The sequence below is a fragment of the Acidovorax sp. SUPP3434 genome (genome assembly GCF_030159015.1).
GTDB lineage: Bacteria > Pseudomonadota > Gammaproteobacteria > Burkholderiales > Burkholderiaceae_C > Paracidovorax.
Genome location: NZ_BQXL01000010.1, coordinates 155,228 through 174,523 on the forward strand (window position 1 = coordinate 155,228; position 19,296 = coordinate 174,523).

27 protein-coding genes are annotated in these 19,296 nt (G+C 63.4%); 3 read left to right on the top strand and 24 right to left on the bottom strand.

The window, feature by feature from the left end:
- Window position 1: 1 nt before the first annotated feature.
- On the bottom strand, window positions 2–100 hold the full coding sequence (gene kdpF / locus AVKW3434_RS16360) for a K(+)-transporting ATPase subunit F (RefSeq protein WP_272565812.1): 99 nt from the start codon (window positions 98–100) through the stop codon (window positions 2–4).
- Between the two features lie 312 nt (window positions 101–412).
- Here kdpF and AVKW3434_RS16365 point away from each other — a divergent pair, with 312 nt between their 5' ends.
- Entirely contained in the window at window positions 413–1,222 is an 810-nt protein-coding gene (locus AVKW3434_RS16365; protein ID WP_284406694.1) for a TorF family putative porin, read from the top strand.
- 98 nt (window positions 1,223–1,320) lie between these two features.
- Here the strand turns inward: AVKW3434_RS16365 and ptsP are convergent, their stop codons facing one another.
- From ptsP to AVKW3434_RS16385, 4 genes are all read right to left on the bottom strand, one after another.
- A complete protein-coding gene (ptsP, locus tag AVKW3434_RS16370; protein ID WP_284406695.1) occupies window positions 1,321–3,075 on the bottom strand; it encodes a phosphoenolpyruvate--protein phosphotransferase in 1,755 nt (584 codons plus the stop codon).
- 78 nt (window positions 3,076–3,153) lie between these two features.
- Window positions 3,154–3,423 (bottom strand): HPr family phosphocarrier protein, encoded by a 270-nt coding sequence (locus tag AVKW3434_RS16375; RefSeq protein WP_272549631.1) that lies wholly within the window; start codon window positions 3,421–3,423, stop codon window positions 3,154–3,156.
- Window positions 3,392–3,847 carry a PTS sugar transporter subunit IIA gene (locus AVKW3434_RS16380; RefSeq protein WP_272565817.1) on the bottom strand — a complete coding sequence of 152 codons (456 nt, stop codon included), beginning with the start codon at window positions 3,845–3,847 and terminating at the stop codon, window positions 3,392–3,394. Before AVKW3434_RS16380 ends, AVKW3434_RS16375 begins: the two co-directional genes overlap by 32 nt.
- Window positions 3,848–3,944: 97 nt before the next feature.
- Entirely contained in the window at window positions 3,945–4,490 is a 546-nt protein-coding gene (locus tag AVKW3434_RS16385) for a hypothetical protein (protein WP_284406696.1), read from the bottom strand.
- A 250-nt stretch (window positions 4,491–4,740) separates the two neighbouring features.
- Here AVKW3434_RS16385 and AVKW3434_RS16390 point away from each other — a divergent pair, with 250 nt between their 5' ends.
- Both AVKW3434_RS16390 and AVKW3434_RS16395 read left to right on the top strand, forming a co-directional pair.
- Window positions 4,741–5,244, top strand: coding sequence for a TlpA disulfide reductase family protein (locus tag AVKW3434_RS16390; protein WP_272565820.1), 504 nt, complete (start codon window positions 4,741–4,743; stop codon window positions 5,242–5,244).
- 102 nt (window positions 5,245–5,346) lie between these two features.
- The gene (locus AVKW3434_RS16395) at window positions 5,347–5,838 is read left to right on the top strand and encodes a GNAT family N-acetyltransferase (protein ID WP_284394511.1); all 492 of its coding nucleotides are present in this window, start codon (window positions 5,347–5,349) and stop codon (window positions 5,836–5,838) included.
- A 209-nt stretch (window positions 5,839–6,047) separates the two neighbouring features.
- Here the strand turns inward: AVKW3434_RS16395 and AVKW3434_RS16400 are convergent, their stop codons facing one another.
- From AVKW3434_RS16400 to AVKW3434_RS16490, 19 genes are all read right to left on the bottom strand, one after another.
- Window positions 6,048–6,554: a peroxiredoxin gene (locus tag AVKW3434_RS16400; RefSeq protein ID WP_272565822.1), complete on the bottom strand. Its 507-nt coding sequence runs from the start codon at window positions 6,552–6,554 to the stop codon at window positions 6,048–6,050.
- Window positions 6,555–6,685: 131 nt separating this feature from the next.
- Window positions 6,686–6,955, bottom strand: coding sequence for a 30S ribosomal protein S17 (gene rpsQ, locus AVKW3434_RS16405; RefSeq protein WP_092745113.1), 270 nt, complete (start codon window positions 6,953–6,955; stop codon window positions 6,686–6,688).
- 9 nt (window positions 6,956–6,964) lie between these two features.
- Complete coding sequence (rpmC, locus tag AVKW3434_RS16410) at window positions 6,965–7,162, bottom strand: 50S ribosomal protein L29 (protein WP_272549639.1); 198 nt, start codon at window positions 7,160–7,162, stop codon at window positions 6,965–6,967.
- A 16-nt stretch (window positions 7,163–7,178) separates the two neighbouring features.
- Window positions 7,179–7,595, bottom strand: coding sequence for a 50S ribosomal protein L16 (rplP, locus tag AVKW3434_RS16415; RefSeq protein WP_056662458.1), 417 nt, complete (start codon window positions 7,593–7,595; stop codon window positions 7,179–7,181).
- Between the two features lie 2 nt (window positions 7,596–7,597).
- A complete protein-coding gene (gene rpsC / locus AVKW3434_RS16420) occupies window positions 7,598–8,482 on the bottom strand; it encodes a 30S ribosomal protein S3 (protein ID WP_272565825.1) in 885 nt (294 codons plus the stop codon).
- Window positions 8,483–8,498: 16 nt separating this feature from the next.
- The gene (gene rplV / locus AVKW3434_RS16425; RefSeq protein WP_005796970.1) at window positions 8,499–8,831 is read right to left on the bottom strand and encodes a 50S ribosomal protein L22; all 333 of its coding nucleotides are present in this window, start codon (window positions 8,829–8,831) and stop codon (window positions 8,499–8,501) included.
- 9 nt (window positions 8,832–8,840) lie between these two features.
- Window positions 8,841–9,119, bottom strand: coding sequence for a 30S ribosomal protein S19 (rpsS, locus tag AVKW3434_RS16430; protein ID WP_272565826.1), 279 nt, complete (start codon window positions 9,117–9,119; stop codon window positions 8,841–8,843).
- Between the two features lie 10 nt (window positions 9,120–9,129).
- Window positions 9,130–9,954 carry a 50S ribosomal protein L2 gene (gene rplB / locus AVKW3434_RS16435; protein WP_092745109.1) on the bottom strand — a complete coding sequence of 275 codons (825 nt, stop codon included), beginning with the start codon at window positions 9,952–9,954 and terminating at the stop codon, window positions 9,130–9,132.
- Window positions 9,955–9,956: 2 nt separating this feature from the next.
- Complete coding sequence (gene rplW, locus AVKW3434_RS16440; RefSeq protein ID WP_272549645.1) at window positions 9,957–10,271, bottom strand: 50S ribosomal protein L23; 315 nt, start codon at window positions 10,269–10,271, stop codon at window positions 9,957–9,959.
- Window positions 10,268–10,888, bottom strand: coding sequence for a 50S ribosomal protein L4 (rplD, locus tag AVKW3434_RS16445; protein WP_092745107.1), 621 nt, complete (start codon window positions 10,886–10,888; stop codon window positions 10,268–10,270). The genes rplW and rplD overlap by 4 nt, the downstream gene beginning before the upstream one ends.
- Window positions 10,888–11,559 carry a 50S ribosomal protein L3 gene (rplC, locus tag AVKW3434_RS16450; protein ID WP_272549647.1) on the bottom strand — a complete coding sequence of 224 codons (672 nt, stop codon included), beginning with the start codon at window positions 11,557–11,559 and terminating at the stop codon, window positions 10,888–10,890. The genes rplD and rplC overlap by 1 nt, the downstream gene beginning before the upstream one ends.
- 218 nt (window positions 11,560–11,777) lie before the next feature.
- Window positions 11,778–12,089 carry a 30S ribosomal protein S10 gene (rpsJ, locus tag AVKW3434_RS16455; RefSeq protein WP_005796953.1) on the bottom strand — a complete coding sequence of 104 codons (312 nt, stop codon included), beginning with the start codon at window positions 12,087–12,089 and terminating at the stop codon, window positions 11,778–11,780.
- Between the two features lie 24 nt (window positions 12,090–12,113).
- Window positions 12,114–13,304, bottom strand: coding sequence for an elongation factor Tu (gene tuf / locus AVKW3434_RS16460; RefSeq protein WP_272549654.1), 1,191 nt, complete (start codon window positions 13,302–13,304; stop codon window positions 12,114–12,116).
- Window positions 13,305–13,523: 219 nt separating this feature from the next.
- Window positions 13,524–15,626, bottom strand: a complete 2,103-nt coding sequence (gene fusA, locus AVKW3434_RS16465) for an elongation factor G (RefSeq protein WP_272565827.1) — start codon at window positions 15,624–15,626, stop codon at window positions 13,524–13,526.
- A gap of 151 nt (window positions 15,627–15,777) precedes the next feature.
- Window positions 15,778–16,251, bottom strand: a complete 474-nt coding sequence (rpsG, locus tag AVKW3434_RS16470; RefSeq protein ID WP_056668881.1) for a 30S ribosomal protein S7 — start codon at window positions 16,249–16,251, stop codon at window positions 15,778–15,780.
- A gap of 170 nt (window positions 16,252–16,421) precedes the next feature.
- Window positions 16,422–16,799, bottom strand: a complete 378-nt coding sequence (rpsL, locus tag AVKW3434_RS16475) for a 30S ribosomal protein S12 (protein ID WP_010104110.1) — start codon at window positions 16,797–16,799, stop codon at window positions 16,422–16,424.
- 135 nt (window positions 16,800–16,934) lie between these two features.
- Window positions 16,935–18,104, bottom strand: coding sequence for a D-alanyl-D-alanine carboxypeptidase family protein (locus AVKW3434_RS16480; RefSeq protein ID WP_284406697.1), 1,170 nt, complete (start codon window positions 18,102–18,104; stop codon window positions 16,935–16,937).
- A gap of 100 nt (window positions 18,105–18,204) precedes the next feature.
- Window positions 18,205–18,846, bottom strand: a complete 642-nt coding sequence (locus tag AVKW3434_RS16485; protein WP_284406698.1) for an alpha/beta hydrolase — start codon at window positions 18,844–18,846, stop codon at window positions 18,205–18,207.
- Window positions 18,847–18,933: 87 nt separating this feature from the next.
- Window positions 18,934–19,293: a (2Fe-2S) ferredoxin domain-containing protein gene (locus AVKW3434_RS16490; RefSeq protein ID WP_284406699.1), complete on the bottom strand. Its 360-nt coding sequence runs from the start codon at window positions 19,291–19,293 to the stop codon at window positions 18,934–18,936.
- Between the last annotated feature and the right edge of the window lie 3 nt (window positions 19,294–19,296).

The following is a 19,296-nucleotide window of genomic DNA, read 5'->3' on the forward strand; positions in this document are numbered from 1 at the left end:
GTCAGAACTCCTCGGCGCAGATGAGCGCGAACACCAGGTACGCGAACAGGACGACGGCCACGATGGCGCCGAAGCCGTAGAGCACGTCGAGCGCGATCACCGCGATGCTCCCTTGGGGCCGTCGAACCGGCCCAGCAGCACCACGGCCTCCGCCATGGCCACCCACAGCGCCACCAGCGCTGCAATCCACACGATGTCCATCTCTCACTCCTGCATCAAAACGATGGAATCGATTCTCGGAAGGCGCCCGTAAAAAGGGTGCACAGACTGGGGCACGGGGCGTAAACGCGCCGTAAAAATGCGTGGCGGCGGGGTGCCGTTACCGATTCTTGATGGGCGGTGCCATGCTTTTGACACCGTTTTTACGGGTGCCTGCCTACGCTTTGCGCTTTTCCAACGACCGCGTGAAGCCATGACCCCTTTCCCCGTTTTCAGAGCCCTTCCCCTGGCCGCCGCCCTGTGCGCGGCCCTGCCGCTGCTGGCCCACGCCCAGTTCACGGGCAACCTTGCCCTCACCTCGAACTACAAGTTCCGCGGGCAGGACCAGGACATGCTCCGTTCGAACCAGTTCGCCAAGACCGGCGCCTTCAAGCCGGCGGTGCAGGGCGGAGTCGACTACGCCTTCGGTGACAGTGGCTGGTACGTGGGCAACTGGAACGCCAGCGTGAACTGGCTGCGCGGCAACCACCTGGAGAGCGACCTCTACGGCGGCTACAAATGGAAGGCCGGTGCCACCGATCTCGACGTGGGCGCCCTCGCCTACCTCTACCCCGGCAACCGCAGCGGCAACACCACCGAGCTGTATGCCAGCGCCACCCATGCCGACGAGGCCCTGGGCACGTTCACGCTCAAGTACTCGCACACGGTGTCGGACGACTATTTCGGCTATGCGGGCGCCCGGGCGGGCTCGGGCCTGTCGGGGCGCAACACGGGCTATGTGAACCTGGCGTACAGCCACGCACTGGGCCCGCAGCTCAGCTTGAAGGCCGCCATCGGCTATACGCGAATGGCCGGAGACATCCGCCGCCTGGGATGGCCCAGCTACGTCGATTACCAGGTCGGTGCGGCCTACGACTTCGGCGGCGGGCTCTCGCTCACCGGGGCATTGCAGGGGGCCAACCGGCAGGCCGCCTATGCGGCCGCAACCGGCCCGGCAGCGGATGCCGCGCGCTACTCGCCCAACAAAGGGCGCCTCATCGTCACGCTGGCCCAGGTTTTCTGACGGGAGCGCCGCCGGCAAGGCTGGCGCAGCGGCATCCGGTCAAACAGGCCCGATGCCGGGAGATTCACTGCCTCTTTAGCTATTAAATTTATAGCAAATTATTCGGCCAGCAGCGCGGCCGGGTCGTCCGAGGCGAGCACGCCCTGCGCCCACGGCCCGAGCTTGCGAGTGTCGGCGCGCAGCACCTCCTGCTTGACCGCGAGGATCTGCGCCGGGTGCATGGAAAAGCTGCGCAGGCCCAGGCCCAGCAGCAGCCGCGTCATGGAGACGTCGCCTGCCGTCTCGCCGCACACGCACACGCTCTTGCCCTGCCGCTCGCCCTCGGCAATCACCTGGGCCACCAGTTGCAGCACGGCGGGGTGCAGGGGGTCGTAGAGGTGGGCCACGGCCTCGTCGGCGCGGTCGATGGCCAGGGTGTACTGGATCAGGTCGTTGGTGCCGATCGACAGGAAGTCGAAATACTTCAGGAAGCTGCGCACCATGAGCGCGGCGGCCGGCACCTCGATCATCGCCCCCAGTTGCACCGGCCCATGCGCCACGCCGCGCGCATTCAGCTCGGCGCGGGCCATCTCCACCTGGGCGAGGGTCTGCTGGATCTCGCTCACGTGCGCGAGCATCGGGAACAGCAGGTTCACCGGGCCATGCACGGCCGCGCGCAGCACGGCGCGCAGCTGCGTTCGGAACATGGCCGGATCGGCCAGGCTCCAGCGGATGGCGCGCAGGCCGAGCGCGGGGTTCAGGTAGCTGTCCTTGTAACCTTTGTCGAGCGGCTTGTCGGCCCCCACGTCGATGGTGCGCAGCGTGACGGGCATGCCGTTCATGCCCTGTACCGCCTCGCGGTAGGCCTGGTACTGCTCTTCCTCGCCCGGCAGGTTGCCGTTGCGCCCCATGAACATGAATTCGCTGCGGAACAGGCCCACGCCCGCAGCGCCGCCGCGCAGCGCAGCGGCCGCGTCGGCAGGCTGCTCGATGTTGGCCAGCAGCTCGATCTTCTGCCCATCCAGCGTGACCGCTGGCGTATGGCGCAGGCGCGACAGGCGCTCGCGCTCCAACGTGGTCTGGCGCTGGCGGAACCCGTATTCGGCCAGGATGATGGGCGACGGGTCCACGATCATCACGCCGGCATCGCCGTCGATGATGACCCAGTCGTCCTGCCGCACCAGCTGGCTGGCGGCGCGCGCGCCCACCACCGCGGGGATGTCCATGCTGCGCGCCACGATGGCCGTGTGCGAGGTCTTGCCGCCCACGTCCGTCACGAAACCGGCGAACACGCTCTTCTTGAACTGCAGCATGTCGGCCGGCGACAGGTCGTGGGCCACCAGCACGAGGGGCACGTCCACCGTGTCGTCCAGCAGCAGGTCCTGCTGGTTGCTGCGGCGCGGGCTGCTGGGCGGCGGCGCCACCGGGCTGGCCACGCCTTTCATGTGGCGCAGGACGCGCTCCACCACCTGCTCCAGGTCGGCCTTGCGCTCGCGCAGGTACTCGTCCTCCATCTCGTCGAACTGGCGCGCGATGACCTCCAGTTGGGTGGTCAGCGCCCATTCGGCGTTGTAGAGGCGGTCGGTGATCCAATGCTTGACGCCGCTCACCAGCGCCTCGTCCTGCAGCAGCATCATGTGCACGTCGAGCAGCGCCGCCAACTCGGGGGGCGCATCGTGCGGCATCTCGGCCTGCAGGCGCTGCAGCTCCTCCACCACGGCGTTGCGGCCGTTGCGCACGCGCACGATCTCCGCGCCGACCTGGTCCGCGTCGATGAAATAGTGCGCCACGTCCACGCGGCTCGACGCGACCAGCACGGCGCGCCCGATGGCGATGCCGCGGGCGACCGCCAGACCGTGGACGGCGAACGTCATGGCGCTGGAGCTCCTGGCCTGCCCGCGGCGCGCGCAGGCTGGCAGGCGGCGCGGCAGGCGATCAGCTCGGGCCGCACATCACTCCCCTTCGCCGAACTTGCCGTCGATCAGGGCCCGAAGCGCATCCATGGCTTCTTGCTCCTGCGCGCCATTGGTCTCCAATTCGACCGTCGAGCCCAGCCCGGCGGCCAGCATCATGACGCCCATGATGCTCTTGGCATTGATGCGCCGCTCGCCCTTGGCCAGCCAGACATCGCACGGAAAACTGCCTGCCAGCTTCGTGAGCTTGGCGGACGCCCGGGCATGCAGGCCCAGCTTATTGCTGATGGTGATGGTCGTCTTGATCATGGTGGGAACGTCGTATCTGGTTCTGCGGGGCCGAGATCGCCACCTGCATCACGCCCTGGGTGCCGCCGACCACCGCGCGAGAAACGAGCGCCTCCAGCGGTTCGTGCCGGTAGCTCACGGTGCGCAGCAGCATGGGCAGATTCACGCCGGTGACCAGCCGCGAATGCTCGCCATCCACCAGGCGCTGTGCAACGTTGCACGGCGTGGCGCCGAACACGTCGGTCAGCACCAGCGTGGGCGAATCGCCTTCGTGCGAGGCCAGCAGGATGCGTGCGGTGGCCAGGGTCTCTTCGGGCGGCGTGTGGGGATGCACGTCGAACGCGAGCACCTCCTCGCCACAGTCGGGAAACACATGGAGAGCGCACTCGCGCAGCGCATGGGCCAGCGGGGAGTGGGCGATGATGAGGATGCGCGTGCTGCTCATGGGGCGATGGAGTGAACCGCATTATGGCGCCGCGTGCAGCCCTCGATGGGCATTCGCAGCCCGCGCGCAAGGCCTGAGGAAGGAGAGGCGACCCCGATCATGGCAGCGCCAGTCCGGCAAAGAACGTGTCCGCGACCGCCATGCGCGGGGCGGCCGTATAGACCACCGCGTGGTACAGACGCGCCTGCCGCCCTTCCATGCGGGCAAACCAGACGGCTTGCGCGGTCACCGCACCGCCGTCGCTGCCCCGCCCCTGGGCTTGCAGCCGCACCGACTGCGGCAGGGCCAAGGCACCGGCCGGCACGAAGGCAACAGCACCCGCTTCGGCATCCCCTGCCGCCGGCGCCTGCATGCGTGCCAGCACCGCCGCCCGCCACTGCGCGAGGACAGCGCCCGCCTGCGAGGGGTCTTCGACCACCATGTGCGAAACGGCAAACGTCGCGCCATCGGCCTCGCAGCCCACCATGGCCAGATCCGCGGGCCGCCCACCCAGATCCACCGGCCGTGTGGCGTGATCCGGCTTGCAAGGCAGCAGCACCGTGATACCGGCGCTTTCCAGTGGCACGCTGCGCCAGTTCAGCGCGGGGCTGCAGCCGACAAGGCACAGGGTCAGTGCGGTGGCGATAGCGATGGGGCGATGCATCCGTGCATTATCCGGAGAGCCGCCATGGGCCGGTCGTGGCTTGTCCGTGCCTTTGGCATCCGAGCGCTCGGCCGCCCCGCCTGCCGTTGGCGGGGCGCTGGTCCCTCCAAGTTAACCCGGGACTTCGGCTTCGCAGGATCAGCGAACTTTCGAAGGGCCTTGCGCTCCATCACCCCGAAGATCCGGGCCGTCCGGCAAAATGTCGACAGACAACTGCACGCACCGTGCAGGCACAGGTGGAAAGAGCGCAATGGGCATCAAGCATTGGTTGGGCGCCGCGGCAGTGGCGGCATTCGCAGGCATCGGCGCCTTCGTGTTCCTGGGCGCCGGCACGTCCCAGGCACCGCAATCGACCTTCGTGCTGCTGGACGGCTCCAAGAAGACCACCGCCGATCTGCATGGCCAGGTCACCCTGGTCAACTTCTGGGCCACCAGCTGCGTCACCTGCGTGGCCGAGATGCCCGAGGTCGTGGCGACCTACCAGAAATACCGGGCACAGGGATTCGACACCTTGGCCGTCGCCATGAGCTACGACCCACCGAGCTATGTGGTGAATTTTGCCGAAACCCGCCAACTGCCGTTCAAGGTCGCCATCGACAACACCGGCGCGGTGGCCCAGGCCTGGGGCGACGTCAAGCTCACCCCGTCCACCTTCATCGTCAACAAGCGCGGCGAGATCGTCAAGACCTATGTGGGGGCTCCCGACTTCCCCGAACTCCATCGGCTCATCGAGCGCCTGCTGGCAGAGACCTGATCCCCGCTCCACGGCTACCGCCCCATCCGCGACCAGCCGTCGATTGAATCGGTCAGGCAGAGCCCGCTACACTGACAGTTCCTTCGTTCCTAGCAACCGCCTGTGGACCAGCCTTCCGTGGCCCTGCTGACGCCGACCCTTCCTGCCGAGATGGACGCTGTGCGCGACATCTTCCGGGAATATGCCGACAGCTTGGGCATCGACCTGTATTTTCAGAACTTCGAGGCCGAACTGGCCACCCTGCCGGCGGACTATGCACCGCCGCGCGGCCAAATCCTGCTGGCGGAAGTGGACGGTGCCATCGCGGGCTGCTGTGCGCTGCGCCCCATGGACAACGCCGATTACCCCAACGCCAGCGAAATGAAGCGCCTGTATGTGCGCAAGGCATTCCGTGGTTTCGGTCTCGGCCGGCAACTGGCAGAGGCCATTCTCGATGCGGCGCGGCAAGCGGGATATGCCTGCGTGCTGCTCGATACGCTTGATGGCATGGAATCGGCTCGTGCGCTGTATGCCGACCTGGGCTTCGAAGAAATTCCGCCCTACTATCACAACCCCATCGCAGGGTCGCACTACCTCAAGGCGGATATCGATTAAGGCACAGCGAGCGCGCGAAGGGGCGGAGCATCCCGGCGCCTTCGCCGCCATGGCCAGCGTGGTGCTTGGCACAACGGTCCGTATCGACCCCGGGGACCGTCCTGCCATCACCAGCGCCATGCGATGAGGTCACCGAACAAACCGCATCGCGCTGGACACGAAACGGGCAATTTCCTCTCCTATCCCCGAGCCAGCGGCACCTTTTGCGTTCAGCCCTTGGCCTGTGCCAGCAGCGTCGCCGCGTCGCTCACTTCGAACTTGCCGGGCGCTTCGATGTTCAGCGATGCCACCTTGCCATCTTTCACCAGCATCGAATACCGATTGCTGCGCAGGCCCAGTCCCTTGCCGTTCAGATCCAGCGTCAGGCCTGTGGCCTTGGCAAAAGCGGCATCGCCGTCGGCCAGCATGCGCACCTTGCCCTGGGTCTTCTGATCGCGCGCCCAGGCGCCCATCACAAACGCGTCATTCACGCTCAGGCACCAGATCTCGTCCACACCCGCGGCCTTGAAGGCCTCGGCCTGCTCCACATACCCGGGAACATGCTTGGCGGAACAGGTTGGCGTGAAGGCACCTGGCACGGCAAACAGCGCGATGGTCTTGCCGGTGGTGGCCTGGTCCACTGCGACAGGGTTGGGACCGAGGCTGCAACCGTCGCCTTCGACTTCAGAATATTCCATCAAGGTGATGGCAGGCAGGGTTTCACCGACTTTGATCATGCTGGGCTCCTAGGGTGTGGAATGAGGGACCTGCAGAACGCGGGCCCCAAAAAACAAAACGACCCAGCATTGTGGGTCGTTTTGAGCGGCTTTGCAGCCAACAAGCCCGTAGGCTTGTAAGGATCTGCCAATCAGACCAGTGCGGCCTTCTGGACCAGACGGGTGGCAACCCAGTTCTTGGTCTTGGAGATCGGACGGCTTTCCGTGATCTCGATGGTGTCACCCAACTTGTACTCGCCCTTTTCGTCATGGGCGTGGTACTTGCTGGATTTCGCCACGATCTTGCCGTAGAGCTCGTGCTTCACACGGCGCTCGACCAGCACGGTCACGGTCTTCGTACGCTTGTCGCTGACCACCTTGCCAATCAAGGTGCGCTTGAGGGATTTTTTAGCTTCCGTCATGTGGGCTCCTTACTTGGCGGCTTGCTTTTCAGCAAGAATGGTCTTGGCACGAGCGATATCCCGACGGGTGATACGCAGCGTATTGGTGTTTGCCAGTTGTTGCGTGGCCTTCTGCATGCGCAGACCGAAGTGGGCCTTTTGCAAGGACTTGATTTCGGTTTCGATGCCAGCGACGTCTTTTTGGCGCAGTTCAGCAGCTTTCGTCATTTCGATTCTCCTGAATTTAAGCGCCAATTTGACGGGCCACGAACGTGGTGCGCAGCGGCAGCTTGGCAGCAGCCAGGCGGAACGCTTCACGGGCCAGTTCTTCGGGCACACCGACGATCTCGAACACCACCTTGCCGGGCTGAATTTCAGCCACGTAATATTCGGGGTTACCCTTACCGTTACCCATCCGAACTTCGGCGGGCTTGGTGGAGATCGGCTTGTCGGGGAACACGCGGATCCAGATACGGCCGCCACGTTTCACGTGACGGGAGATCGCACGGCGTGCGGCCTCGATCTGGCGGGCCGTCAGACGGCCACGGTCCGTGCACTTCAGGCCGAAGTCGCCGAAGGCCACCGAATTGCCACGGGTGGCAACGCCGGTGTTACGGCCCTTCTGCTCTTTGCGGTACTTGCGGCGAGCGGGTTGCAGCATCTTTATTCTCCTTTGCCGTCCGCTGCTGTAGCGGGCGCGTCAACCTTGCGAACGCGCTTAACGGCGGTGTTATCGGCGCCACCGGCACCGGCGGGCTTGTCGCTACCGTCTGCAGGTGCCGCATTGGCACCGGCTGGACGGCGTGGACCACCACGGCCTGCACCCGGACGATCGCCACCTGGGCGGCCATCGCGACGCGGGCCACGGGGACGACGCTCTTCTTCTGGACGCGGTGTTTCCACTGCCGGCAGATCGTTGCGGCCCAGCGTATCGCCCTTGTAGACCCAGACCTTGACGCCGATGACGCCGTAGGTGGTCTTGGCTTCGGACGTGCCGTAGTCGATGTCGGCGCGCAGGGTGTGAAGCGGCACGCGACCTTCGCGGTACCACTCGCAACGGGCGATTTCAATCCCGTTCAGACGGCCGGACGACATGATCTTGATGCCCTGGGCACCCAGACGCATGGCGTTTTGCATGGCGCGCTTCATGGCGCGGCGGAACATGATCCGCTTTTCCAGCTGTTGCGTGATGCTGTCGGCGATCAGCTTGGCATCGATTTCGGGCTTGCGCACTTCTTCGATGTTCACTGCGACCGGCACGCCCAGACGCGTAGCGAGTTCCTTCTTCAGGTTCTCGATGTCTTCGCCCTTCTTGCCGATCACCACGCCCGGACGTGCCGAGTAGATGGTGATGCGGGCATTCTTGGCGGGGCGCTCGATCAGGATGCGCGAGACGGCAGCGTTCTTCAGCTTGGCCTTCAGGTATTCGCGCACCTTGATGTCTTCGGCAAGCATGCCGGCGAAGTCACGGTTGCTCGCGTACCAACGGCTGGCCCAGTTGCGGCTGACCGCCAGGCGGAAGCCGGTAGGATGGATTTTCTGTCCCATAGTCTTCCTCGGGCCTTCAGTTGCCAACCGTCACGTACACATGGCACGTGGGCTTGCTGATGCGATTGCCGCGGCCTTTGGCGCGCGCGGTGAAACGCTTGAGCGTGGTGCCTTGTTCGACGTAGATGGTCTTGACCTTCAGTTCGTCGATGTCGGCGCCGTCGTTGTGCTCAGCGTTGGCGATGGCGGACTCCAGCACCTTCTTGACGATTCCTGCAGCTTTTTTCTGCGTGAACGTCAGGATGTTCAGAGCCTGGTCGACCTTCTTGCCGCGGATCAGATCAGCGACCAGACGGCCCTTGTCGACCGACAGACGGACGCCCCGGAGGACTGCACGTGTTTCAGACATGGTCGTTCCTTACTTCTTCTGGACTTTCTTGTCCGCGGGGTGACCCTTGAAGGTGCGCGTCAGGGCGAATTCGCCCAGCTTGTGGCCCACCATCTGGTCGGTGACATACACCGGTACGTGCTGCTTGCCGTTGTGCACGGCAATGGTCAGACCGATGAAATCGGGCAGAACCATGGAGCGACGCGACCAGGTCTTGACTGGTTTCTTGTCCTTGGTCGCAATGGCCTTTTCGACCTTTGCCATCAAGTGGTGGTCAACAAACGGACCCTTTTTGAGAGAGCGAGTCATTTGTTATCCCTTACTTCTTGCGACGCGACACAATCATCACTTGTGTGCGCTTGTTGTTGCGGGTGCGATAACCCTTGGTCAGATTGCCCCAAGGATCGACTGCATGGCGGCCTTCGCCGGTGCGGCCTTCGCCACCACCGTGAGGGTGATCCACCGGGTTCATGGCCACGCCACGAACCGTTGGGCGAATACCCATCCAACGCTTCACACCGGCCTTGCCGAGTTGGCGCAGGCTGTGCTCTTCGTTGGCGACTTCGCCGATGGTTGCACGGCACTCGATGTGGATCTTGCGCACTTCGCCAGAGCGCATGCGCACCTGGGCGTACGTGCCTTCACGGGCCAGCAGCGTTGCGGAAGCACCTGCCGAGCGTGCGATCTGTGCACCGGCACCGGGCTTGAGCTCGATGCAGTGGATGGTCGAACCCACGGGGATGTTGCGAATCGGCAGCGTGTTGCCTGCGCGGATCGGGGCTTCGGAGCCGCTCAGGAGCGTGCTGCCGACTTCCAGACCACGGGGGGCAATGATGTAACGGCGCTCGCCGTCGGCATAGCACACCAGAGCGATGTGGGCCGTACGGTTCGGATCGTATTCAATGCGCTCGACCTTTGCGGGGATGCCATCCTTGTTGCGGACGAAATCCACCACACGGTAGTGGTGCTTGTGACCGCCGCCCTTGTGGCGGGTCGTGATGTGACCGTTGTTGTTGCGACCGGCCTTCTGGAACTGAGGCTCCAGCAGCGGCGCATACGCTTCACCCTTGTACAGGTGGTCACGGGTAACCTTCACCACGGCACGTTGGCCGGGCGAAGTGGGTTTCATTTTGATGACGGCCATGATTACGCGGCCTCCCCGGACAGGTTCAGCTCTTGACCTGGTTGCAGCGTGACATAAGCCTTGCGCACGTTGTCGCGACGGCCCATGGTCTTGCCAAAACGCTTGGCCTTGCCTTTGGTGTTCACCACAGAAACGCCCTTGACCTCGACCTTGAACATCAATTCCACAGCGGCCTTGATTTCTGGCTTGGTTGCGTTCTGCAGCACCTTGAACGTCACAGCATTGGACTTCTCGGCAACCATGGTGGCCTTTTCGGACACGATGGGAGCGACCAGCACTTGCATCAGACGACCTTCGTCAAACTTGGGCGTGCTCATGCGAACATCTCCTTGAGTTTGTCGATCGCGCCCTTGGTGACGAGCACTTTCTTGTAGTGCACCAGCGACACGGGGTCTGCGTAACGGGGTTCGACGATGAACACGTTCTTCAGATTGCGCGAAGCGAGGTACAGGTTTTCGTCCACTTCGTCGGCGATCACCATCACCGACTGCAGGTTCATCGCCTTGAACTTGTCGGCGAGCACCTTGGTCTTGGGGCTTTCCAGCGTCAGCGAGTCCACCACGGCCAGGCGGCCTTCACGGGCCAGCTGCGAAAAGATCGCAGCCATGCCGGCGCGGTACATCTTCTTGTTGATCTTCTGCGTGAAGTTTTCTTCAGGCAGATTCGGGAAGATGCGACCGCCCCCACGCCACAGAGGCGAGGAGGTCATACCGGCGCGAGCGCGGCCAGTGCCTTTTTGCTTGAAGGGCTTCTTGGTGGAGTGCTTGACCTGTTCGCGGTCTTTTTGAGCACGCGTGCCCTGGCGGGCATTGGCCTGGTAAGCCACCACGATCTGGTGAACCAGATCTTCGTTGTATTCGCGACCGAACACGGTTTCGGGCGCATCGAACTTCGATGCGGCCTGGCCTTGGTCATTCAGGAGTTCGAGCTGCATTAGTTCGCTCCCTTGGAAGCTTTGGCCTTGACTGCCGGACGCACCGTCACGAACCCACCCTTGGAGCCCGGAATGGCGCCCTTGATCAAGAGCAGTTGACGCGCTTCGTCGATGCGGATGACATCGAGGTTTTGCGTGGTCTTGGTGACATCGCCCAGGTGGCCGGTCATGCGCTTACCGGGGAACACACGACCGGGGTCTTGTGCCATACCGATGGAGCCAGGCACATTGTGCGAACGGCTGTTACCGTGCGATGCGCGCTGCGAGGCCATGTTGTGGCGCTTGATCGTTCCAGCGTAGCCCTTGCCGATCGACGTGCCTTGCACGTCCACCTTCTGGCCCACGGTGAACAGCGTCACGGGGACGGTGGAACCGACGGCGTACTGGGCGGCGACGTCAGCGGTCACGCGGAATTCGCGGATCACTTCACCGGCTTCGACGCCGGCCTTCGCCAGATGGCCCGCTGCGGGCTTGGTCACGCGCGATGCCTTGCGCGAACCAAACGTGACCTGCAAGGCCACGTAGCCATCGTTCTCTTGGGTTTTAACCTGGGTCACGCGGTTGTTGGACACATCCACCACCGTGACGGGCACTGCGTCCCCGTCATCGGTGAACAGACGCATCATGCCCACCTTGCGGCCCAGCAACCCTTGGGAGTTGCTTTGACTCATTGATTTTCTCCAAAACTTTCACCGCCTCGACTTCAATTGGCCAAAGCGTTTGCACAACGTTTGCACCGCCGTGCGCGAAAGAAGGTTAATAAAACTCCGCCGCCGTCACGCAAAGCGCAAAAAAGGCGAAGCCGCAAAGTATAACGCGGACTGCTTTTGCAAGCAAGTCCGCGTTATGTGTTGGTGCGCAGCAACCGCCGCGCCCCGGAGCCGGCAGATTACTGCAGCTTGATTTCGACGTCCACGCCAGCCGGCAGGTCGAGCTTCATCAGCGCGTCCACCGTCTTGTCCGTCGGATCGACGATGTCCATCAGGCGCTGGTGCGTGCGGATTTCGAGCTGGTCGCGGCTGGTTTTGTTGACGTGCGGCGAACGCAGGATGTCGAAACGCTTCATGCGCGTCGGCAGGGGCACGGGGCCCTTGACGATGGCGCCGGTGCGCTTGGCGGTATCAACGATCTCGGCAGCGGACTGGTCGATCAGCTTGTAATCAAACGCCTTCAGGCGGATGCGGATTTTTTGCTTGGACATGGCAAGTTCCTTTGTGCCTGAGGCTTAAGCAATGATCTTGGCCACGACGCCGGCGCCGACGGTACGGCCGCCTTCACGGATGGCGAAGCGCAGGCCTTCTTCCATGGCGATGGGGTTGATCAGCTTGACGGTGATCGACACGTTGTCGCCGGGCATGACCATTTCCTTGTCGGCTGGCAGCTCGATGGCGCCAGTCACGTCGGTCGTGCGGAAGTAGAACTGAGGACGGTAGTTGTTGAAGAAAGGCGTGTGACGGCCACCTTCGTCCTTGGACAGCACGTACACCTCGGCGGTGAAGTGCGTGTGCGGCTTGATGGAGTTGGGCTTGCACAGCACTTGGCCGCGTTCCACGTCTTCGCGCTTGGTACCGCGCAGCAGCAGGCCGACGTTGTCGCCAGCCTGGCCTTGGTCCAGCAGCTTGCGGAACATTTCCACGCCGGTGCAGGTGGTCTTTTGCGTGTCGCGGATACCGACGATTTCGATTTCTTCGCCGACCTTGATGATGCCGCGCTCGATACGGCCCGTCACCACGGTGCCACGACCGGAGATCGAGAACACGTCTTCCACGGGCATCAGGAATGCGCCGTCCACAGCGCGCTCGGGCGTGGGGATGTACGAGTCCAGGGCTTCGGCCAGCTTCATGATGGCTTCTTCACCCAGGGCGCCCTTGTCGCCTTCCAGGGCGAGCTTGGCGGAACCGCGGATGATGGGGGTGTCGTCGCCTGGGAAGTTGTACTTGTCCAGGAGTTCGCGCACTTCCATTTCGACGAGTTCGAGCAGCTCTTCGTCATCGACCATGTCGCACTTGTTCAGGAACACGATGATGTAAGGCACGCCCACTTGGCGGGCCAGCAGGATGTGCTCGCGGGTCTGGGGCATGGGGCCGTCAGCGGCCGAGCACACCAGGATGGCGCCGTCCATCTGGGCAGCGCCGGTGATCATGTTCTTCACATAGTCGGCGTGACCGGGGCAGTCCACGTGGGCGTAGTGGCGGTTGGCCGTTTCGTATTCCACGTGAGCGGTGTTGATCGTGATGCCGCGGGCCTTTTCTTCGGGCGCTGCGTCGATCTGGTCGTATGCCTTGGCTTCGCCGCCGAACTTGGAGGATAGCACCGTGGCGATGGCCGCCGTCAGCGTCGTCTTGCCATGGTCCACGTGACCGATGGTGCCCACGTTCACGTGGGGCTTGGTACGTTCGAACTTACCTTTTGCCATTTTGAATCTCCAAAGAGCAATGCCTGTGTCAGGGTTTAACGTCTGCACCCGATTGCTGAGTCGTCCCGCACAGGGCAACAGGACGGCACCGGGTCGCAGATTGCAAGGATCTTGCTGCTATTTTTTTCATAGCTGCCAGCGCCTACTCGATAGTCGCTGGCAACCAATTCCATCAAACCAACCGAAAGGGGCCGCCGAAGCCGCCCCTCCCTTTGCCAATTACTTGGCGCGTGCAGCCATGATGGCTTCCGACACGTTGCGAGGGGCTTCGCTGTAGTGCTTGAATTCCATCGAGTAGGTGGCACGGCCTTGCGTTGCGGAGCGCAGCGAGGTCGAGTAGCCGAACATTTCCGACAGGGGCACTTCCGCCTTGATGGCCTTGCCGCCGCCGACCATGTCGTCCATGCCCTGCACCATGCCACGGCGGGACGACAAGTCGCCCATCACCGTACCAGCGTAGTCTTCCGGCGTTTCGACTTCCACGGCCATCATGGGCTCGAGAATCACGGGGTTGGCCTTGCGGCAACCTTCCTTGAAACCGAAGATGGCGGCCATCTTGAACGCGAGTTCGTTCGAGTCCACATCGTGGTACGAACCGAAGTGCAGCGTGACCTTGACGTCCACCACCGGGTAGCCGGCCAGCACACCTTGCGTGACGGCTTCGTTGATGCCCTTTTCCACCGCGGGGATGAATTCGCGAGGAACCACACCGCCCTTGATGGCGTCGACGAACTCGATGCCCTTGCCGGCTTCGTTCGGCTCGATCTTGAGCACGACGTGGCCGTACTGACCCTTACCACCGGACTGGCGAACGAACTTGCCTTCGGCCTCTTCCACCGTCTTGCGGATGGTTTCGCGGTAGGCCACCTGGGGCTTGCCAACGTTGGCTTCCACGCCGAATTCGCGCTTCATGCGGTCCACGATGATTTCCAGGTGGAGCTCGCCCATGCCGCCGATGATGGTCTGGCCGGATTCTTCGTCGGTGCTGACGCGGAACGAAGGATCTTCGGCAGCCAGACGGCCCAGCGCGATACCCATCTTTTCCTGGTCGGCCTTCGACTTGGGCTCCACGGCCTGACGGATCACGGGCTCAGGGAACACCATGCGCTCCAGCGTCACGATGGCAGAGGGATCGCACAGGGTTTCACCGGTCGTCACGTCTTTCAGGCCCACGCAGGCGGCGATGTCGCCAGCGCGGATTTCATCGACTTCTTCGCGGTTGTTGGCGTGCATCTGCACGATACGGCCAATGCGTTCCTTCTTGCCGCGCACGGGGTTGTACACCGTGTCGCCCTTGGACAGAACGCCGGAATACACGCGCACGAACGTCAGCTGACCCACGAACGGGTCGGTCATCAGCTTGAACGCCAGGGCAGAGAACTTTTCCGAGTCGTCGGCCTTGCGGCTCGTCGGCTGCTCGTCGTCGTCGGTGCCGCCCACGGGAGGAATGTCCACCGGCGAAGGCATCAGTTCGATCACGGCGTCCAGCATGCGCTGCACACCCTTGTTCTTGAAGGCCGTGCCGCACAGCATGGGCTGGATTTCGCAGGCGATGGCGCGCGTGCGCAGGCCGAGGGTGATTTCCTCTTCGGAAAGATCACCTTCTTCCAGGTATTTGTTCATCAGGTCTTCGGAGGCTTCAGCAGCCGCCTCGACCATCTTCTCGCGCCATTCCTTGGCCGTTTCCAGCAGGTCGGCGGGGATCTCTTCGAAGGTGAACTTCATGCCTTGCGAGGCTTCGTCCCAGATGATGGCCTTCATCTTGCGCAGGTCGACCACGCCCGTGAAGTTTTCTTCGGCACCGATCGGGATCACGATCGGCACGGGGTTGGCCTTCAGGCGCAGCTTCATCTGCTCAACGACCTTGAAGAAGTTGGCACCGGTACGGTCCATCTTGTTCACGAACGCGAGGCGGGGCACCTTGTACTTGTTCGCTTGGCGCCACACGGTTTCCGACTGTGGCTGCACGCCGCCCACGGCGCAATACACCATGCAGGCGCCGTCCAGCACGCGCATGGAACGCTCCACCTCGATCGTGAAGTCCACGTGGCCGGGGGTGTCGATGATGTTGATGCGGTGCTCGGGGAACGAACGGTCCATGCCGCTCCAGAAGCAGGTGGTGGCAGCCGACGTGATCGTGATGCCGCGCTCTTGCTCCTGCTCCATCCAGTCCATGGTGGCTGCGCCGTCATGCACTTCACCGATCTTGTGGTTCACACCGGTGTAGAAAAGAATCCGCTCGGTCGTCGTGGTCTTGCCAGCGTCGATGTGGGCCGAGATACCGATATTGCGGTAGCGCTCGATGGGGGTCTTGCGAGCCATGGTAAATCCTTGGTTGAACGTTGTGTTCGTTGTGATGGGCCACCCGCTTTTGCGACGCAGCACCACAATTTGCCGGCGACCTGAATCAAGATAAGGCCGCAGGCAGAAAATGCCAGCGGCCTTACGTTTGCACCGGAGAAAGCCTAGAGGCTTAGAAGCGGAAGTGGCTGAATGCCTTGTTGGCTTCGGCCATGCGGTGCACTTCGTCACGGCGCTTCATCGCGCCGCCACGGCCTTCCGTGGCTTCCAGCAGTTCGTTGGCCAGGCGTTGCGCCATCGACTTTTCGCCACGCTTGCGGGCGGCTTCCTTGATCCAGCGCATCGACAGTGCCAGACGGCGCACGGGGCGCACTTCCACAGGCACCTGGTAGTTGGCACCGCCCACGCGGCGGGACTTCACTTCGACCATGGGCTTCACGTTGTTGATGGCAACGGTGAACGCCTCCAGAGGGTCCTTGTCAGGGTGCTTCTTCTCGATCAGTTCCAGAGCGCCGTAAATGATGCGCTCTGCCACTGCCTTTTTGCCGCCTTCCATGATCACGTTCATGAATTTGGACAGCTCTACATTGCCGAACTTGGGATCCGGCAGGATTTCACGTTTGGGGACTTCGCGACGACGTGGCATTTTTTCACCTCATGTTTGCTTCAGTTGGCATCTTTTCAGACACCGCGAGAGCCATTCAGGACTCCCACTTACTCGACCCACGCAAGACAGTTGCGCTTGGGGTCACTACGCTGGATCACCGCGCCACGCGGGAAACAGCACCGGATATCTTTTGCAAAAAAGCGCAGGGCTTACTTGGCCTTGGGCTTCTTGGCACCGTACTTGGAACGCGCTTGCTTGCGGTCTTTCACGCCTTGCAAGTCGAGCGAGCCACGCACGATGTGGTAACGCACACCGGGCAAGTCCTTCACACGACCGCCGCGAACCAGCACGACGCTGTGTTCCTGCAGGTTGTGGCCTTCGCCGCCGATGTAGGAAATGACTTCGAAACCGTTGGTCAGGCGAACCTTGGCGACCTTCCGCAGCGCGGAGTTAGGCTTCTTTGGCGTCGTGGTGTACACACGGGTGCACACGCCGCGGCGCTGAGGAGAGTTTTCCATCGCGGGGCTCTTCGACTTGATCTTTTCGACCTCGCGACCCTGACGGACCAGTTGATTGATGGTTGGCATGAATACGTCCCTAAACGTGAAATGCTTCGTGAAAAACGAAAACGTGAATCCCTTCGGAAATTCCGAAAAGCCTTCTAATGTAGCAGGTTGGCGCTGATGGAGCAATCGCGGGGCGGCCAGCCGGCCGCCGCCGTGTCACTTGATCCACAGGCGGATGGCATCCCAGGCGCGGCCGAAGATGCCGGCCTGCTCCACCGTCTCCAGCGCCACCAGCGGCACTTCGGCGATGGGCTGCTCACCCAGCGACACCTTCAGGGTGCCGATCGACTGACCCTTGGTGAACGGTGCCACCAGCGGGTCGGTGCGCACGATCTGCGTCGTGACCTTGCCGGCGCTGCCCGACGGCACGGTGACGACGATGGCATCCGGGCGGCCGATCTGGATGGTGTTCTGCTTGCCCTTCCAGACAGCCGGCGTGGCAGCGGGCTGGCCGGCGTCGAACAGCTTGACGGCGTCGAAGGCCGTGTAGCCCCAGTTCAGGAGCTTCTGACTCTCGTTCGCCCGGGCGTTCTCGCTGGAGGCGCCCAGCACGATGGACAGCAGACGGCGCTGGCCGACGTTCGGAAAGTCGCGCTTGGACGTGGCCACCAGGCAGTAGCCGGCAGCGGCGGTGTGGCCGGTCTTGAGGCCGTCCACCGTGGGATCGCGGAACAGCAGCGAATTGCGGTTGGTGCCGTTGGAGGGCGGCGTGCCCGGGTACGCGTAGTGCTTGGTCGCGTAGTAGTGCATGTACTCGGGGAATTCCTGCATCAGGCGGGTGGCCAGCACGCCCAGGTCGCGCGCGGTGGTCGTGTGGCCCGGCTCGGTCAGGCCTTCGGGGTTCTTGTAGGCCGTGTTCTTCATGCCCAGGGCCTTGGCCTGGTCGTTCATGAGCTTGACGAAGTTCTCGGCCGTGCCGCCCACGCCTTCGGCCAGGGCCATGGTGGCGTCGTTGCCCGACTGCACGATCATCCCCTTGATGAGGTCTTCCACCGGCACCTGCATCTTGGGATCGATGAACATGCGCGAGCCGGGCATCTTCCAGGCCAGCACGCTCACGGGCAGCTTCTGCTCCAGCGTGATCTTCTTGGCGCGCAGCGCGTCGAAGACCAGGTAGCCCGTCATGAGCTTGGTGAGCGAGGCCTGCTCGACCGGCGCGTCGATGTCCTTGGCGGCGAGCACCTGGCCGGCGGTCACGTCGAGCAGCAGGTAGTTGCGCGCGGCGATCTCGGGGGGCTGGGGGGCTTGGCCCTGCGCCCAGAGGGCGGCAGGCGCCAGCACGGCGGCAAGAACGAAGGAACGCAGCGTGGAGAAGAAGGGCTTCATGGAAACAGGCATTCGGGGCAAGGAAACAAACCAAACGGTCAAAAACGGCGGCGGGGATGGCGCGCCGTGCGGTGCCCGGTAGGGAGCGTCTGGAGGGCGGTCAGTTCCCCGCCAGCAGGTGGCGGGACACCAGGTTTTTCAGGAGCGGCAATTGTCCGTGAAAGAAATGACCGCCGCCGGGCACGACTGTGACGGGGAGTATCTGCGGCCGCGCCCAGTCCATGACGGCCGACAGCGGTACGGTGTCGTCCTGCTCGCCGTGCACGACCAGCGTGCGCTCATGCGCCTCGGCCGGCACGGGCGCCACGGTGAAGCGGCTGGCGGCGGTGCCGACCAGCACCACCCGCTCGATGCTGCGCTCGCCCCACAGGCGCTCCAGCGCATGGCTGGTGACGAAGGCGCCGAACGAGAAGCCCGCCAGGGCCAGCGGCCCCTCGGGCGCCGCCTGGCGCACCACTTCCAGGAAGTCTTCCAGCTCGCCCTGGCCCGCGTCGTGCGTGCCGGCGCTGGCGCCCACACCCCGGAAATTGAAGCGCACCGCGGTCCAGCCGCTGTGCACGAAGGCGCGCGCCAGGGTCTGCACCACCTTGTTGTCCATAGTGCCGCCGAACAGCGGGTGCGGGTGGGCGATCACCGCCACGCCGCGCGAGGGCGCGCCGTCCGGCGCCTGGGCCGCATCGCGTGCCGCTTCGATGGCTCCGGCAGCGCCGGCGAGGGTCAGGCGTTCAGTCTGTGCATTCACTGGATTTGCTATCAAATAAATAGCTGTCAGGACAATAAAATCTAGGGCAGACAGCCAAAAACACTGAAAAACCGATCGGCGCGCGAATCAGCGCCCGAGTTCCGGCGGCGTGAGCAGGCGCTCGACGACCTGACCGTTCTTCAGGTGCGATTCCACGATTTCGTCGATGTCGCTGCCATCCACAAAGGTGTACCAGGTGCCTTCCGGATACACGACGGCGACGGGGCCGCCCGCGCAGCGGTCCAGGCAGCCGGCCTTGTTCACCCGCACCTTGCCGGGGCCGGACAGGCCGGCCGCCTTGACCTGGGACTTGCAGCGGTCGAACGCGGCCTGGGCACCGTGGTGGGCGCAACTGTCCTCGCCGTTGGTGCGGTCGTTCAGGCAAAAGAAGATGTGGCGGGCGTAGTAGCCAGGCTGCGCGGCTGGCGGCGTGGGGGTGTCGGTCATCCG

Excerpts from the sequence above, each read along its gene's own strand:
- AVKW3434_RS16365 (WP_284406694.1), top strand. The coding sequence starts at position 413 with ATGACCCCTTTCCCCGTTTTCAGAGCCCTTCCCCTGGCCGCCGCCCTG.
- ptsP (WP_284406695.1), bottom strand. The coding sequence starts at position 3,075 with ATGACGTTCGCCGTCCACGGTCTGGCGGTCGCCCGCGGCATCGCCATC.
- AVKW3434_RS16375 (WP_272549631.1), bottom strand. The coding sequence starts at position 3,423 with ATGATCAAGACGACCATCACCATCAGCAATAAGCTGGGCCTGCATGCC.
- AVKW3434_RS16380 (WP_272565817.1), bottom strand. The coding sequence starts at position 3,847 with ATGAGCAGCACGCGCATCCTCATCATCGCCCACTCCCCGCTGGCCCAT.
- AVKW3434_RS16385 (WP_284406696.1), bottom strand. The coding sequence starts at position 4,490 with ATGCATCGCCCCATCGCTATCGCCACCGCACTGACCCTGTGCCTTGTC.
- AVKW3434_RS16390 (WP_272565820.1), top strand. The coding sequence starts at position 4,741 with ATGGGCATCAAGCATTGGTTGGGCGCCGCGGCAGTGGCGGCATTCGCA.
- AVKW3434_RS16400 (WP_272565822.1), bottom strand. The coding sequence starts at position 6,554 with ATGATCAAAGTCGGTGAAACCCTGCCTGCCATCACCTTGATGGAATAT.
- rpsQ (WP_092745113.1), bottom strand. The coding sequence starts at position 6,955 with ATGACGGAAGCTAAAAAATCCCTCAAGCGCACCTTGATTGGCAAGGTG.
- rpmC (WP_272549639.1), bottom strand. The coding sequence starts at position 7,162 with ATGACGAAAGCTGCTGAACTGCGCCAAAAAGACGTCGCTGGCATCGAA.
- rplP (WP_056662458.1), bottom strand. The coding sequence starts at position 7,595 with ATGCTGCAACCCGCTCGCCGCAAGTACCGCAAAGAGCAGAAGGGCCGT.
- rpsC (WP_272565825.1), bottom strand. The coding sequence starts at position 8,482 with ATGGGACAGAAAATCCATCCTACCGGCTTCCGCCTGGCGGTCAGCCGC.
- rplV (WP_005796970.1), bottom strand. The coding sequence starts at position 8,831 with ATGTCTGAAACACGTGCAGTCCTCCGGGGCGTCCGTCTGTCGGTCGAC.
- rpsS (WP_272565826.1), bottom strand. The coding sequence starts at position 9,119 with ATGACTCGCTCTCTCAAAAAGGGTCCGTTTGTTGACCACCACTTGATG.
- rplB (WP_092745109.1), bottom strand. The coding sequence starts at position 9,954 with ATGGCCGTCATCAAAATGAAACCCACTTCGCCCGGCCAACGTGCCGTG.
- rplW (WP_272549645.1), bottom strand. The coding sequence starts at position 10,271 with ATGAGCACGCCCAAGTTTGACGAAGGTCGTCTGATGCAAGTGCTGGTC.
- rplD (WP_092745107.1), bottom strand. The coding sequence starts at position 10,888 with ATGCAGCTCGAACTCCTGAATGACCAAGGCCAGGCCGCATCGAAGTTC.
- rplC (WP_272549647.1), bottom strand. The coding sequence starts at position 11,559 with ATGAGTCAAAGCAACTCCCAAGGGTTGCTGGGCCGCAAGGTGGGCATG.
- rpsJ (WP_005796953.1), bottom strand. The coding sequence starts at position 12,089 with ATGTCCAAGCAAAAAATCCGCATCCGCCTGAAGGCGTTTGATTACAAG.
- tuf (WP_272549654.1), bottom strand. The coding sequence starts at position 13,304 with ATGGCAAAAGGTAAGTTCGAACGTACCAAGCCCCACGTGAACGTGGGC.
- fusA (WP_272565827.1), bottom strand. The coding sequence starts at position 15,626 with ATGGCTCGCAAGACCCCCATCGAGCGCTACCGCAATATCGGTATCTCG.
- rpsG (WP_056668881.1), bottom strand. The coding sequence starts at position 16,251 with ATGCCACGTCGTCGCGAAGTCCCCAAACGTGAAATCCTGCCGGATCCC.
- rpsL (WP_010104110.1), bottom strand. The coding sequence starts at position 16,799 with ATGCCAACCATCAATCAACTGGTCCGTCAGGGTCGCGAGGTCGAAAAG.
- AVKW3434_RS16480 (WP_284406697.1), bottom strand. The coding sequence starts at position 18,104 with ATGAAGCCCTTCTTCTCCACGCTGCGTTCCTTCGTTCTTGCCGCCGTG.
- AVKW3434_RS16490 (WP_284406699.1), bottom strand. The coding sequence starts at position 19,293 with ATGACCGACACCCCCACGCCGCCAGCCGCGCAGCCTGGCTACTACGCC.